Source organism: Micromonospora sp. DT229 (genome assembly GCF_049844505.1).
In the GTDB taxonomy this organism is placed as follows: Bacteria; Actinomycetota; Actinomycetes; order Mycobacteriales; family Micromonosporaceae; genus Micromonospora.
The window spans coordinates 286,072-300,871 of sequence record NZ_JBNCLD010000007.1; the positions used below are offsets into that span (position 1 = coordinate 286,072).

The 14,800-nt window shown below is 69.9% G+C and carries 9 protein-coding genes; 3 read left to right on the forward strand and 6 right to left on the reverse strand.

Going from position 1 to position 14,800, the window contains the following annotated elements; all coding sequences use genetic code 11:
* Nucleotides 1-102 precede the first annotated feature (102 nt).
* A complete protein-coding gene (locus ACLQ2T_RS14285) occupies nt 103-723 on the reverse strand; it encodes a CGNR zinc finger domain-containing protein (RefSeq protein WP_425766562.1) in 621 nt (206 codons plus the stop codon).
* Nucleotides 724-812: 89 nt separating this feature from the next.
* On the opposite strand from ACLQ2T_RS14285, the gene ACLQ2T_RS14290 reads away from it, so the two are divergent.
* On the forward strand, nt 813-2,030 hold the full coding sequence (locus tag ACLQ2T_RS14290) for an MFS transporter (protein WP_425766563.1): 1,218 nt from the start codon (nt 813-815) through the stop codon (nt 2,028-2,030).
* 11 nt (nt 2,031-2,041) lie between these two features.
* Here the strand turns inward: ACLQ2T_RS14290 and ACLQ2T_RS14295 are convergent, their stop codons facing one another.
* A complete protein-coding gene (locus tag ACLQ2T_RS14295) occupies nt 2,042-3,592 on the reverse strand; it encodes an NAD(P)/FAD-dependent oxidoreductase (protein ID WP_425766564.1) in 1,551 nt (516 codons plus the stop codon).
* 136 nt (nt 3,593-3,728) lie between these two features.
* Between ACLQ2T_RS14295 and ACLQ2T_RS14300 the strand changes: the two genes are divergently transcribed.
* Nucleotides 3,729-4,934, forward strand: coding sequence for a hypothetical protein (locus tag ACLQ2T_RS14300; RefSeq protein ID WP_425766565.1), 1,206 nt, complete (start codon nt 3,729-3,731; stop codon nt 4,932-4,934).
* A gap of 248 nt (nt 4,935-5,182) precedes the next feature.
* The gene (locus ACLQ2T_RS14305) at nt 5,183-6,409 is read left to right on the forward strand and encodes a type IV secretory system conjugative DNA transfer family protein (RefSeq protein ID WP_425766566.1); all 1,227 of its coding nucleotides are present in this window, start codon (nt 5,183-5,185) and stop codon (nt 6,407-6,409) included.
* On the opposite strand, the gene ACLQ2T_RS14310 is transcribed toward ACLQ2T_RS14305, so the two are convergent.
* The 4 genes from ACLQ2T_RS14310 to ACLQ2T_RS14325 all read right to left on the reverse strand — a co-directional run bounded on the left by ACLQ2T_RS14310 (nt 6,376) and on the right by ACLQ2T_RS14325 (nt 14,800).
* Nucleotides 6,376-12,660: an NACHT domain-containing protein gene (locus ACLQ2T_RS14310; RefSeq protein WP_425766567.1), complete on the reverse strand. Its 6,285-nt coding sequence runs from the start codon at nt 12,658-12,660 to the stop codon at nt 6,376-6,378. The genes ACLQ2T_RS14305 and ACLQ2T_RS14310 overlap by 34 nt on opposite strands.
* 89 nt (nt 12,661-12,749) lie before the next feature.
* Nucleotides 12,750-13,127: a hypothetical protein gene (locus ACLQ2T_RS14315; protein ID WP_425766568.1), complete on the reverse strand. Its 378-nt coding sequence runs from the start codon at nt 13,125-13,127 to the stop codon at nt 12,750-12,752.
* A gap of 239 nt (nt 13,128-13,366) precedes the next feature.
* On the reverse strand, nt 13,367-14,125 hold the full coding sequence (locus ACLQ2T_RS14320; protein WP_425766569.1) for a hypothetical protein: 759 nt from the start codon (nt 14,123-14,125) through the stop codon (nt 13,367-13,369).
* A gap of 117 nt (nt 14,126-14,242) precedes the next feature.
* On the reverse strand, nt 14,243-14,800 hold the full coding sequence (locus ACLQ2T_RS14325; RefSeq protein WP_425766570.1) for a hypothetical protein: 558 nt from the start codon (nt 14,798-14,800) through the stop codon (nt 14,243-14,245).

Sequence of the window (14,800 nt, forward strand, 5' to 3'; positions counted from 1 at the left end):
GCCCGCCTCCTTGCCGAGATCGATGGGTGACGATCTCAATGGCGGGTTTCACCGGCGGGTCATCCCGGTAACGCCGGCATCACCGGCGGACGGGACGCCGTCTCACCGGGCGCGGCGGCCTTGGCGGGCGGTGAGGTAGCGGCGGATCTTCTCGGCGGTGCCGCAGTCGTCCATGCTGCACCAGCGACGGCTGCGGTTCTTGCTCTCGTCATAGAAGAGGAACCGGCAGCCTCCGCAGCCCTTGACTCGGTTCAGTTGGCCCGTGGTGAGCAGTTGGGCGGCCGCGTGCACGACCGGTCGCAGTGGCCGGGCGAGGGTGTCGTCGGTACGCCAGGTCCACACGAAGGTGTGGTCGCGATCGAGTTGTGCGTGGCGCAACGCGTCCGCTTCGTCGTCTCGCAGGCTGGCCAGTGCGGACGCGCTCGGGTCCCGGTCGGTGGCCAGCGCCCGGAACACCTCGTCGAGGTAGTCGCGGGTACGCAGCGCCTGCCCGAAGGCGGCCTCCGCGCCGCCCGGATCCTCGCGAGAACCCCGGCGTAGCGCTGCCGCCTGCGCCGGGGTGAGCGTGCCCGCGTACACACCCCAGGCGACCAGGTCGGGGTAGCTGGTGAGCGTGTCCTCATCCGGCGCTCCGGCGGGTGGACCGGAGCGGGTGTTGACGAAATCCAGGGCGAGGTTGCCCCCCACCAGGCGCATCCGTGTGACGTCCTCGAGTGTTTCCATCGAAATCCACTTTACCAGTTGACCCATCGACGAGTGGCGCTTAGTTTCCTCCGTATCCGATTTAGGAGGTAACAGTGGGGAGGGCTCGGATGAGGCGCAGTCGGGCAGTGGGGGCGTTGATCGGCCTGTCCGGAGGGACCTTCCTCTACACCACCGCCGAGGCGCTGCCCATCGGACTGCTACTGCCCATGGCCGTGGACCTCGCCGTCACACCGTCACAGGTCGGCCTGCTCGTCACCGTGTACGGCGCGGTGGTGATGGTCGCCTCGGTCCCGTTGACCGCGCTGGTCCGGACCATCCCCCGCCGACGGCTGCTGTCGGCCCTGCTGGCCGGCTTCGTCCTCAGCACCGCGATCACGGTGGTGGCGGACGACCTTCCGCTGCTCCTGGCGGCCCGGATGGCGACCGCCGCCACCCACGCGCTGTTCTGGGCGGTCGTGGTGCCGGCAGCGGCCGAACTGTTCCCACCTCGACTACGCGGACGGGTGGTCGCGGTCGTCTTCGCCGGCGGCACGGTCGCGCTGGCCCTCGGAGTACCGGCCGGGACCTGGCTGGGTGAGCGCGCCGGCTGGCGGGTCTCGTTCCTGGCGGTCGCCGCGCTCGGGGCGATCGTGCTCGCCACGGTGGCCTCGCTCCTGCCCTCCACCCGGCCCGACCAGGGACATGCCGCTCGCGGTACCACGCCCGACGCCCGCCGCTTCTGGCTGCTGGTGACGGTGGCCGTCCTCGCCACCACCGGCGCCATCGCCGGTTACACCTATGTCGCGATCTTCGTCACCGAGGTCGCCGGCTTCGCCGCCACATCCGTCGGGGCCATCCTGCTGGTACGCGGTATCGCCAGCGTCCTCGGCATCCTCACCGTCGCCGCGGTGGTGGACCGCAGCCCGTGGACGGTCCTGACCGCGACCGTCGCGTTGCAGTCGGGGGCCCTGCTCGGCCTCTACACCTTCGGCCACCGACCGGCGGTGGCCGTCGGCCTGATCGCGGTGGCCGGACTCGCCTTCGCCGCGATCACCGCCGCCCTGGGGGGCCTGGTGCTCCAGGTGGCGCCCGGACGGTCCGACCTGGCCGCCGCCACCGTCTCCGCCGCGGTCAACGTCGGCATCACCGCCGGGGCCCTGATCGGCGGTCTCCTCCTGCCGAACCACGGCGTACGCGGCACGGTGTTGATCGGTGCCCTGCTCGGGGTCGTCGCTGCGGTGCTGGCCTGGGGCGAACGACTCCTGCGGCCCGCCGCCACGACAGAGCATCGACGGCACGATGGCAAACGTTTCGGCGTCCCGGCGCGATCCGAGCGGGTGTCCTGAAAGCTCCCAGATCAGCGCGGCACACCCGTGTTGCGGTCGGCGTCCACGGGGATCTCGACAGCGAGGGTGGTCACGGCGGGCAGCGGCGGGGCCGGCATCAGCGGCGCGTCACGGCCGGTGCCGTGCCGCCCGTCGCCGCGGGAGGTCTCCTCGTGGTAGTCCTGCTCCACGTTGACCGACCAGACGTCGTGGCCGGCGTCCCGCACGATGTTCTCGACGGTCAGCATCGCCGTCAGCATCGAGTGATCCTGATTGTTGTAGCGGTGCATGCCGTTGCGCCCCACCGGGTGCACATTCGGCACCTCGCAGGCCAGCCACTGCCGGATCACGTCGACGTTGTGTTGGTAGCGCTCGTCGTACACCGGGTACGCCTTCGGCATCCGCACCACGTAGCCGGCCTCGACCACCCCGGGGCGGACCAGGCCCAGCGTCTCCAACTCCCGGGTCGCGGCGGCGATCAACTCCGCATCGGGCGTACGCCAGGTCTCGTCGTCCACCGACACGAAGTACTCCAGGCCAAGGCAGGTACGACCGTCCTTGACCAGGTACGGCGACCAGGAGCCGAAGTTCTGGATACGGCCCGCCCGCACCTGCGGATCGTGCACGTAGATCCAGTTGTCGGGGAAGGAGAACTCCGCCGGCACCACCAGCGCCACGGTGAGGAAGTCCCGGTGGCGCAGATCCTCGGCGGCGGCGAGGACCTGCGGCGGCGGGGCCGGACGCAGCGCGGCCACCAGTTCCGAGATGGGCATCGAGGAGATGACGTGGTCGGCCGGCTCGGTGCGTCGGCCGTCGACGCCGTCGACGGTGACCGCTGTCGCCCGACGTCGATGCGGGTCGCGGTGCACAGTGGTGATCCAGGTACCGGTCTGCACGGTGCCGCCGTGTCGCCGTACCTGCTCGGCGCAGCGTTCCCACATCATGCCCGGCCCCAGCTTCGGGTACTGGAACTCCTCGATCAGGCTGGTCACGTCCGTGCGGTTGCGTTTCGGCAGCACCGCGTTGCGGACCGCCTTGGCCAGCGACAGGTTCTTGATCCGCTGCGCCGCCCAGTCCGCCTGCAACTGGTCGGCCGGCATCCCCCAGACCTTCTCGGTGTACGTCTTGAAGAAGATCGAGTAGAGCCGCCAGCCGAACCGGGCCGACACCCACCCCTCGAAGTGCGACTGGTCCCTCGGTGGCCGCAGCCGGGCCCGCGCGTACGACGCCATGCACCGGGCCGCTTCCCAGAGTCCCAGGTTCCGCAGCGCGTTACCGGCGTTGAGCGGGTAGTCGTAGAGCGCCCCCCGGTAGTAGATCCGGCTCATCCGGGGGCGGAGCAGGAAGTCCTCGTCCGGCAGGATCTCGTGCCAGAAGTCCTCGACCCGGGACACCTTCGTGAAGAACCGGTGCCCGCCGATATCGAAGCGCCAGCCGTCGCGTTCCACCGTCCGGCTGATGCCGCCGACCACCCCGTCGGCCTCGAAGACCCGCACCGGCGCGCCGTGGCGGAGCAGTTCGTACGCCGCGGTCAGTCCCGCCGGACCCGCACCGATCACTACGGTGCCGTGCTCATCGTCCATGTCTCCGCCACCTAACGTCCCCCGACCGACCCGGCCGGTTACCCGCCATCGCGGCGACATCACCTGCTCGGCGCAGGTGTGCTCGCCGCCGGACCGGGTAGGCGGCCCCGATTCGTGCGCGACGGTCGGGGGACGGATGGTCGGGACGGGCCGGGTGGGCCGGGCGCTCGCACGGGTGCCGGCGCCCTGGCCATACGTGCTCGCGGTCTTCCTCGGGACCAAGATCGTGTTCACCCTGGTCGGGGTGCTCACGCTCGCCGCCTTCGACGGCACACCCTGGGCGCCGCCGCCCGACGAGGCGCAGATGCGCCAGCAGCAGCGGGACGTCTCACCGCACGGGTGGCTGTCGCTCTGGTTCGCCTGGGACTCGTTCCTCTACGACCACCTGGCACGGCTGCCCCTCGATGAGCCGTGGCGGGATTTCGGCTTTCCCCTGCTGTACCCGTTCCTCGCCCGCCCCCTCGCCCCGCTGCTGGGCGGCGACACCGCACTGGCGCTGCTGGTCATCGCCAACATGGCCTTCCTCGGCCTGCTCTACTACGGCACCCGACTCGGCGAGTGCCTGCTGAACGACGGTCGCGGTGCTGCCATCGGCACCGACCCGGCGGCCCGGCGGTTCGTGCGGTACCTGGTGCTGCTGCCCACCGCCTTCCTGTTCCACGCGGCGCTCACCGAATCGCTGTTCCTCTGCCTGACGCTGGCCACGTTCCACTACGCGGAGAAGCGACGTTGGCTGCTCGTCGGAGTCATCGGTTTCTTCCTCGCGCTGAGCCGGTCGGCCGGGTTCTTCGTGGCACTGCCGCTGGCCCTGATACTGCTCGGGCAGGGCGGCTACCGGCTGCATCCACGCGCCCTGTGGGGATACCTACGATCCGGATGGCCGCTGCTGCTGCTACCTGCGGGATGGCTCACCTTCATGGCGTTCTGCCGGTGGCAGAGCGGCGACTGGTTCGCCTACAAGCACACCCAGGAGCAAGGCTGGGGCATCCGGGTGCAGAATCCGCTCGGCGTACTCTGGCACGGCCTGACCGGGGCGGCGCCGGACGCCGTACGGGTCTGGATCGCCGTGCTGTTCCTGGCCGTCCTCGTCGCCGGCGCCCGCCGCCTGGGCCTGCCCTACCTGGTGTACGGGGTGATGATGGTGCTGGTGCCGCTGTCGATGGGTCCACCGGTGTACAAGAGCCTGCTGCGCTACCTGCTCGCCGTGTTCCCGGTGGCCCTGGTGCTGGCCCGCTGGGCACGGCGACCCCAGCTCGACGTCTGGATGACCGCCACGCTCGCGCTGCTCCAGGGTGCCCTGTTCGTCATCTGGCTCGCCTACTGGACCCACTTCATCATCTGAACGTGATCCGAACAGGCACACCCAGCATCCGAGTCGGTATGCCGCGCACCACCGGCTCGTCATCCCTCGATCTGTCCGATGGCCTACAGGACGCCGGGCGGTGTGGCCCACCTCGCGTTCGGGGAGGCAGAATCGGGAGACGACATGGTCGCAAGGCCCATCGGGGAGATTCGGGATGACTGACCTGACCGACGCCGTCCGGCGCAGGAGCATCCGCAGCGGCACCCGGTCGGCGGACTGAGGCGCGAATGAGCGAGGTGGGTCGCGAGTCGCTTCTGCTCGGTCACGTCGTGCCGCCGAGTCGCAACGGTGCACCGTCCGCCACCTCGTCCGCGTCCGGGCTGCTCACCCATGACGAGAACGCCCACCTGCTGACGATCGCGCCGAACCGGTCGGGCCGGTGCCAGTCCTGCCTGATTCCGAATCTGTTGACCTACCCCGGTCAGGTGGTCGCCGTCGACCTGACCGGTGAGGCGTACGCCGCCACGGCGGCGGCCCGGCGCGCGATGGGCCACACGGTGGTACGGCTGGACCCCTTCGAGGTGGCTGGAACCGAGTCGGACGCCCTCGACCCGATGACGCTGCTTGACGGTCTGCCGTCACCGGCCCTCGAATCCGGCTGTCAGGATCTCGCCGAGCTGCTGGTCCCTGGGAACTCGCCTGGCAGCGGCATCGAGCAGAGCGCGTTCGGGCTGCTCAGTGCGGTGATCGGTTACCTCACGGCGGTCCCGGAACGTCGATCGTTCGACCAGGTCTACGTGACGATGCACTCGGACGACGTGATCTACAACCTGGCCGTGGTGCTGGACACCATCGGCAAGAAGATTCCGAAGATGTCGTACTCGGAGATAGCGGACTTCCTGCAACGCGAGGACGTGACCCGGTCCCGCGTCCTCACGCATCTCACGTCGCACCTCAAGACGTTTGCCAATCCGCAGGTGCAGGGCAGCGTGAGCCGATCGAGCTTCTCGTTGTCCGAGATGCGTGCCGGAGCACCCGTGACGGTCTACCTGATGATTCCTCCGGAACGGCTCGCCACGCACGCTCCGCTGCTGCGGGTCTGGGTCGGCACCCTGCTGCACAACGCCCTGAAAGCATCGAGGGCCGGGATCCTACCCGCCCTCTTCCTCCTCGACCACTGTGCGGAACTCGGTCCCTTCCCCCTGCTGGAGGCGGTGCTTCGGCTTCGGTCCGGATCGGCGGTCCGCGCCTGGACGTTCTGGCACGACCTGCACCAGCTCCGCACCACGTACCCGAGTCGCTGGCCGGAGATCGTCGCCGGCTCCGGTGCGGTGCAGGTCTTCGGCAGCAGGGAGACCGCGGCGGCGTCCGAGGCCGAGGCGCTGCTCGGCCTGGCGCCGACGGACGTCTGGTCGCTCGGCCCGGGCGAACAGTTCGTCCGGCTCGACGGCACACTGCACCGGGCCCGGAGGTTCGACGCTCAGAATCCGCTCAGCTCGAAGATCGCCCGGTAGAGAATCCGGTCCAGCCGATCGACGAACTCGATCGACATCGGCCGCTCATCGTCGAGATCCCGCATCAGATGGACGGGACGGGCTCGCGGCGAACCGGTTGCCGCGTCCTGAAGTCCGCGCAGGATCCGGCGCCGGTCCACGGTCGTGCTCTCGGCATCGGCGAGGCTGACCAACAGCCGGGCCGTTGCCGCGGCGACGGCGGTATTCCGGTCGTCCAGCAGGTCGACCAGTTCCGGAATGATGTCGTCCTTCATCTGGCGGAACTCGGCGACCGACTGGTAGGCGGCCTGCTGGACGAAGGAGATGTCGTTCATGGCCGCACGCAGGGCCGTCGTGATCCGGGTCGTGACCCGGCGGAGCAGACCGAGCAGCCGGACGGCGGACAGCCGCACGATCCACCACTCGGCCGTCTCCGCCCACTCGGCGAGCAGCGGCTCCCACTCGTCGGGGTCCGCCAGGGCTGCGAACGCGTCGGGCGACTGTCGGGCCAGCGCGTAGGTCGCGGTGAGCAGGTCCCCCAGGTTCTTGTTGTCGGTCTGCCCGAAGCTCAGATGCTGGACCCAGGAGAGCAGCAGCCGTAGCGCCTGCTCGTTCTCCGCCAGCTCGGCCGCGGCCTTGTCCGCCCTGGCCCAGTAGCTGTTCGGCCCGACCGCTACGTAGAACTCGCCGCCGATCTGCTTGAGCCGGTTGACGCAGGCGGCGTCATCGTCAAGGCACCCGTCGTCGAGCCAGACGTACGAGTCGTCCAGCAGCCCGAGCGCGGTGTCCAGGCGCGCCTCCTCGCCACCGTCGGCCACCACCTGCGTCACGACCTTCAGGTACGTCACCGCCCCTTCGGGAAGGACTGCCACCTCCCGCCGGACCTCGGCCGGCACCGCCCGGATCGCGCGTCGCATCGCAGCAGGGGTCGGATGCAGGGCCTCGCCGCAGTGCGCCAGCCGGGCCAGCGCGGTGAGCAGCGTCCGTTGCAGGCCCTGCGGCGCGGAGGGAAGAGCCTCCAGCAGCGGCATCACCAGCTCATGGTCGATCGACTCGAGGTAACCGAGAATCCAGGACGCGGCCGCCTGGTCCTGTTCGGCCGCCTCTGCCAACCACCTGTCGAGCGCCTCGACGTCGTCGTGGTGGATGTCGTGGGCGACCCACCGCAGCGTGCTGCGCACGGACGGAAGACAGTCGTCGCGATGAGCATGGTCCGCGAGCACCTCCACCGTCCTGGCTCCGACCCGTTGCACGGACCAGCGGCGAGTTCGGTTGTGCGACACCGGGTTGCGCCCGTGCAGGGCCAGGGCGGCCCGCAGGCGAAGGTGATCGGTCGACTCACCCGCCAGCTCGATGAGGGCTGCGGCACCCTCCGGAGTGAGGTGCCCGGCCTCCGCCTGCACCAACGCCTTCCAGCCGCTCACCGCCGGGTCGCCACCACCCCAACGGGTGATGATCGCCATCGCCCCGGAGTCGGTGCACTCCAGGTGTGCCCAGAGCGGATCGAGGGCTGCGGCCCGACCCGATCCGATGACGTGGTTGAGCACGGACACCTCCCGGGCGCCGACCCGCAGGGCGTCATCCCGCACCGAGCCGACCAGTCTCTCCACACCCACGGGCAGGTCTGGGCCGAGCAGCAGGGCCCAGTGGTCGCCGTCGCCCGTAGTGGTCGCCCCGAGCGCTTCGGCCTCGGCTGCCGTGACGGTCAGGAACAGCAGTCCCCAGGCGAGTTGCCCGGTCGGTTGCGCGAGCCGGCAACTGACGTCGGCGTGCGGCCCGCTGTCGGTCGGCAGCCGCCAGAGCAACGCCGGGGTGTCGTAGCGCGACCGGTAGGCCGTGATCAGGCGGGAGGCACGGCCGTGCGCCTTCGCGCGCAGCCAGGGGTCCGGCATGGCCTCGGCGACAGCGTCGAGCGGCTGCGCGAGGTTCGAGACGAGGGCGGCGCGTAGGTCGGCGACGACCTCGGCACGCCGGTACGGATCGGTGATCTGGCCGACGGATTCGACTGCGGCGTCGCGCAGTTCCGTCAGCCGCTCCGGCACGAGTAGCGCCAGTCGGGTCTGGGCGCGGGCCCGGTTCTCCGGATCGTCTATCGCGGCAAGTGCCTCCATCTGCCCGGCCAGATCGAAGATCTCCCCGAGGCCGAGCCAGGCCTGTTTGCCGGGGATCGCCAGCACGACCCACTCGAAGGCACGGGCCTGGTCGTGCGGGTCGCTGATGCTCTCGATGAGGCCGAGGACGTCCAGTCGCAGGGCGAGCATGTGTTCGCGGCCGAGGCTGTCGCACAGCCGCCACAGGGCGCGGAACCGCAGGTACGGGTCGGTGACCCGAGAGGCGTACCTCAGCATGGTGAAGATCGATGCCAGGCTGACCTCGCCCGGTCTGTCGACCCCCTGGGTACGTTGGAGGAAGACCTCCGTCAGAACGGGCCGCAGGGCCGGGGTGTCCTGCGTATCAGCGATCGGTTGATCCAGCTCGATACGAGCGACGAGCCGGTCCGACCAGGAGGCGAGGTGTTCAGCGGCGGTCGGCGCGCAGGTGGAGTCGAAGACCCGGTCGCCGTTCGCACCGGCGAAGTACCCCAGCCTGAACTCCTCCCCGCGCAGCAGGCCGATCGCCAATGTCTCCCACAACAGTGCCGGGTTGTCATCCACCATCGACCGGTGCCGTCCCAACAGGTAGCCGGCCAGGTAGTTACGCTCGCTCGGCGCCGTCGCGATTCCATCCAGCATCGCGAGATACCGTTCGGTCGGCGTGTCGCACCGGGGGGCGAGAATCATCTGTGGCCACGGTAGGCGCCGCCGGGACAGGTGGTTACGCGCCCGGGAGAGCATCGACCAGCCACCGCCCAGTGGGTCAGCCCAGTCTCGTTGCGCCTCGGTCGCGGCCCGGAGGTTGGCCCACAGCACCTCGGGCCGCTCGTCGGTAGAGCCGGAGAAGACGTACGCCCAGTACTCGGCCGCCAGTGCCTCCCGTACCTGAGCCGATGTCGCGGCTACGAGACAGTGGGCGGGGATCCGATCGCTGACCTGGAGGGCACCCCCGCCGCTGGCGGTCCGCGCCTCGATGACGATCCGCAGCAGATCCAGTTGGTGGGTCTCCGGTGCCACCTCGGGGATGGTGCGCGCGGCGATCTCCGTCGACCTGACCAGTGGTTCCCGCAGCAGTGCGCGCAGCCAGCCGAACCGGCTGAGCGCCTGCTGAGCGGCAGCCTGGCGGTCACCGACGGCTTCGGTGAGCAGTGGGAGGACATCCTCGCCGAGCGCGGCCAGGCCGATGAGGGCGTCGGCGCGGCCGGCCGGGTTGGTGCCATGCCGCCAGCGGGTGTGGAAGGTCTCGACGAGGTCGCCGGCTGGTCGCCGCTGGCGGAGGTGCCGTTGGAGGAGGCGGCTCAACTCCGGATCGGCAAGGTCGTGCACGATGTCCGACGGACAGAACTCGATAGGCGCGGTCTCCGCCGCGCGCCCCCCGTCCTCCTCGGTCGCAGCGGTGCCGTCGGACTGCGGCTTCGCACGCGGCTCCGGATGGCGCTCGCCCCGCCGTCGCTGCGGCTGAGCCTGACCCAGCCCGCCGTACAGAGCGATCAGCAGCCACAACCAGTCGCTGTCGGCACGGACGAACGCGATGAGCTCCGGGCTGGTCTCGAGGAGCCGGCGCATCGGCAGGTGGGCCGCGAGCAGCCGCGACATGTTCAGCGTCGGCGTCGGCCCGGTGGCGCTGCCGACGGGCTGGCCGAGGGCGGCGAGCAACGCCCAGTGGATCGGCCAGTCCAGATCCGTCCGATCCCGATGCACGGCGTACAGGAATGCCTCGACCGTGTTCGTGGTGAACCAGTGCAGCTGCGTCAGCACGTCGGCCGCCGCGGCGGCCAGATCGTGGTCGTCGGTGGGGCGCCGGATCGCCTCGGCGATCATCTCGGCGACGAGGTCGGCGCGGGGGCCGTCACGCAACCGTACGAACGCCTCGCAGATCCCCTCCCGCAGCCCTACCGCCTGCGGTTGGTCCTGGCTGAACGCGTAGCGTCCGAGTAGTTGCCGGACCACCTGCCCGACGATCGACTTCGGCACGTCCGTGAGGTCGGGCAGAGCGTTGACCACCAGGATGGCGGCCCGGGGCAACAGCGGATCCTCGTCGTCGGCGGCGAGCACGTCGGCGAGCAGTCGGGTCCTGGCCTGCGGTCCACCCCACTCCGGGCTGATCATGGCGAAGCCCAGGGCCAGCAGCAGCGGTTCCCGCCACTGCGGGTCGTCGAGCCGCTCGACCATCTTCGCCACGGCGTTCTCCCGGTCGGAGAGCATGTGCCGGGCGGCCAGGAACTCCTGGAAGGTCCGGTGGAAGAAGGCGTAGTTGCCGGAACTCTGCTCCGCCAGCAGGCCGACCTGTTTCCTGATCGTGGTCAGCAGGGCGTCGAGCGCCGGCCGGAACGCGCGGTCGGCCGGGTTCGCCCGCCGCATGAGCGCCAGCGGGCCCTCGATGAGTTCACCGATCCGGTCCAGGGCGACCAGGCCGTTGCTTCCGGCGTTGCCCTGCAACTCGGCGGCCAGTGGTTCCAGGGCTGCCAGCAGTTCCTCCCGGCCGAGCCCCTGTGCCTGGCATTCCGGGCGTCTGAGCCAGATGCGCAACAGGTTCTCCACCACCCGGTCGTAGACGCCTGCACGTTGGTCCGGCAGCCGGCCATCGGCCCAGTAGACCGTCGCCAGGATGGTGATGAGCAGCGGATTGGTGGCCAGTTCACGGATGGCCGGTCGCAGGTCGTCGTAGATCTCCTCGATGAGGGCCTCGGCGATCAGGCCGCCCTGGTCGTCGGCGGCCAGCTCCGCGTTGACCGCCGCCGTCCACGCGCGGGCGAACTGTTCCACAGCCGGGCGTCGCATGGGCTGGATACCGAAGTGGGCGCATCCGCCCCGGACCGGCATCAGCTTGTAGCCGACGTACCGGCTGGTGACGACGACCTGGTTGCCGCCGACCTGCCAGGGTAGATCCGTGGCCTCCGGTGCGTTGGGCGCGGTGAACCTCTCGATGAAGTCCTGGATCCGCAACAGGACGGTTCTGCGGTTGGCCTCTGGAAGCTCGTCGAGTCCGTCGAGGATGACCACCGCCCGTCCGGCCTCGAGGAATCGACGTACCAGGCTGTTGCGGGCGTCGGAGCCGGGACCGTCTGTCCATCCCTGGGTTTCCGGGTCGCGCCCGAGATAGTCGTCAAGGGAGACGGTGGGTCGCTGCGTGCGCTCCCGCTCGGCCAACTCCCGGGCGAAGTGGGCCAGCCGCAGGAAGACCGGCAGCCGCGCCGGGCCCAGATCGACAAGCTGCGCGTCCCCCACGGTGGGCGGCTGATCCGGGTCCACCTGGGAGACCGGCACCTGTACGTGCACCCCCACGTCGACGACGATCGTCACCGAGGCCAGCAGCCCCAACTCGTCGTACGCCGAGAACCGCAGGCGCGTATAGCCCGACCCGCATTCGTCGGCGGCAGGGGTGAACGTCAGGCGTTCCACCTGATCCATCTTGACGATCTGGTCGACGACGACCGGTGTTCCGGACAGCGCCAGCGTCCCCCGCGTCGGCAGCACGTCGATGCCGATCGCACTCACCTCGTCGGCGCTCACCCCGTCGACGGCGAACATCGAGGCGACGTGCGACCTGGAGAACGAGAACGTCGCGTCAGCACGGACGTGGACGCCGACGCTGCCCGCCAGGTCCGTGCCCTCCTGCGGGGCGACCTCTCGCCCCAGTTGGGCGAGGAGCCCGCGAGCGAGTTGCAGGGCCAGCCAGTGGCCCAGGGTGGTCTTTCCGCTGCCGGGACCACCGAGCAGGACCATCCGTTTGTGCCGACGGAGCACGTCGGCGATCGTCCGTACCTCGGTCACCTGTGCCCGCCGCGCGTCCTCGCGCCGTGGTTGATGGGTCCGTCGGACGTTCTCGGCGTCCAGGGCCTCCAGGTGAGTCGGCGCGATCGAATCGATCGACCTGCCCCCGGCCGCCTCGCGGACCTCGATCTCGTGCACCTTCGCGCGATGCCGCAGGTCGTAATCGCTTTCCGGCTCCGCCTTCAGGGCGACGTAGACCTTGTCCAACTCGATGCGCAGCGACCCGGCCTCCCGGATTCCCTGCAACTCCAGCCACCGGTAGCGCTCCGCGAGCGATTCCAGGTACGCGCGCAGCCCGGCGCTGACGTCCCCCGTCGGCTCGGCTGTCTGGCCGCCTTGGTAGACGTGGATGTGTTGGACGCCGCCGTCCCCGACCAGCACGCCCTTGGCGCCGGGAGCGTCCACCCGATACGTGGATCCACCGCCTGGACCCGGCACCGAGCCTCTCGAGGCGGTGCCGTCACCCGCTCCCACGTCCGGACCGTGACCCACGACTACTCGAAGGTGTTGGTCTGGGTGTTGCCGTCCCCCACCTGCACCCCTTTCGCCCCGTCCAGACGCACCTGGTACTTCGCCGACCCGGCACCCTGCTCCTGCAACAGCGCCATAAGCGTCTGGGCGAGTTCCACGATCCGGGGATCCCGGTCCACACCCGCCTCGCGGACCTGCTCGGCCAGCGGCTCGGCATACACCTCGGGGTCCTGTTCGTGTTCCCGCAACACCGCCTGCCCAGACGGCCGGCCGGCGAACCGGGCCGCCACCGCCGACTTGAGAGCCTGGTAGGCGTCCTTGACCGCGCTGGTCGCAGCCTCTCCGGTGCCTTGCAGTGCACCTGCCGCGAGCGCACCGACCACCAAGGTCACCGGATCCATCAGGACTCCCGTCGATGAAGCGGATTCGTGCACCCATGGTCCACTATGGGATGCCGGCCGTCACGGTGGGAGGCTGAAAGACGACTCATTCACACGAAGCAGCTCGTCGAGCAACACCGACGAACGTCAGGTCAGGTGCTCGACCGTGCGGATCCCCAGCGGGGCGGCCAGGCGTACCCGGACAACGGACTCCACGGCGATCGCCGGGCACTCCCGCCCGGCCGCATCAGCTTGAGCGGTCAGAGCGGTAGCAGTCCTTCGGCCAGGTCGTTCTGCACCTGCCACTCATGCTCTGTGCCGGTGGGCCAGGGGAAACCGCCGCTGCCGAAGACCTGGTTCAGGTACGCGACGAACGTCGTGGTGGTCTCCCCCACGAACACCGCGTCGACGCCGCCGTCCGGCAGGATGAAACCGTACGGTCCCCCACCGCTGGTGTTCTCCTTGTGCAGCCGGTCCGGTGACACCGGAAGCACGAACACGCCGGCTTCCTCCTCCCGGCCGTGGTCTTCCTGCCAGTCGCTCGCTTCCCCGTCGTAGTAGTCGCGGATCGACTCCCCGTCGGGGTAGCGGGATCCTTCCAGCTCGATCACCAACGGGTCGGCCGAGGCCGATGTCGACCACTGCGGATGGGTCCCGACCAGCCATACGTCACCCACCAGCCGGATCCAGGACCGTACGGTCATCGGTAGCGCGCCGAAGCGTTGCTGGAGCCAGTCGGCAAGCGCGGGCGCGTCGGCGGTCGGCGGGATGTGCGGCCGTGGTACGGGCGTCTGCTCGTCGTCGTTGTCGTGGAAGCGGTAACCGGCGGCGGTCAGTCGCCGCACCACGACCTCGATGTTGTGCCGGGCGCGGCGTGCCATCTCGTCGCAGACCAACTGTGCTTCCTCGGCCAACTCGAGCCGCTGCTGGACCGCGCTGCCCAGCTGGCGCAGCTCGTGCCAGACCTGCTCACGGTGGCCATCCTGGTAGCGGCGGAGCCATTGCGGCGACGACGTCATGGCGCTCAGCTTGCCGTACCCCTATGACAGTTCGACTCCGCGGCTGAGCGTGCCGTTTCGTCCAAACAGCGGGATGCAGGGCGGCAGGAAGCCGCCGTTCCGGCAGAACGGAGTCGATCAGGTGGCGGCGAATGACAGGAACGGGCTGGATGTCCCGCTGTCGTCCACCGGCAGCAGGGAGCCGTGGATCTGCCCGCCCTCGGACCACAGCCATACCGACCGTTTGCCGTCGCCGTCCCGCATCGCCGGGGTTGTCGAGGCGTTGGTCGCTCGCGAGGCGGCTTTTCGGGTCGGTGCCGACAACGGCGTGGCCACCGCGTGGGCTCGCCCAGCGGCCGGTGGTGGCGCCGGTCGCCGCGACCGGTCCGGCACCTGGGAGGCCGGGCGGGTGGAGTCCCTCCCCTGCCGCTGCTGGACGAACCGACCGGCGCGCTCCCACTGCTCGGGGGTGAACCGGACCGGGATGACCTCGGGCAGCTGCGGTGCCGAGGGGTTCTGCACGGTGAGCTGCGCGCGTCGCCGCGCATCGTCGGCGACCGTGAGGGACGCGATCTCCGCGACCGTGGCCGCCTGCTGATCGACACCGCACTCGTCGTGTCGGGCAGTTCGGGATGACGGATCGGTGGCCCGCTGCATGGCCGGTAGGAGCCCTGGCAGCAGGTCAGAGCGCGGCAC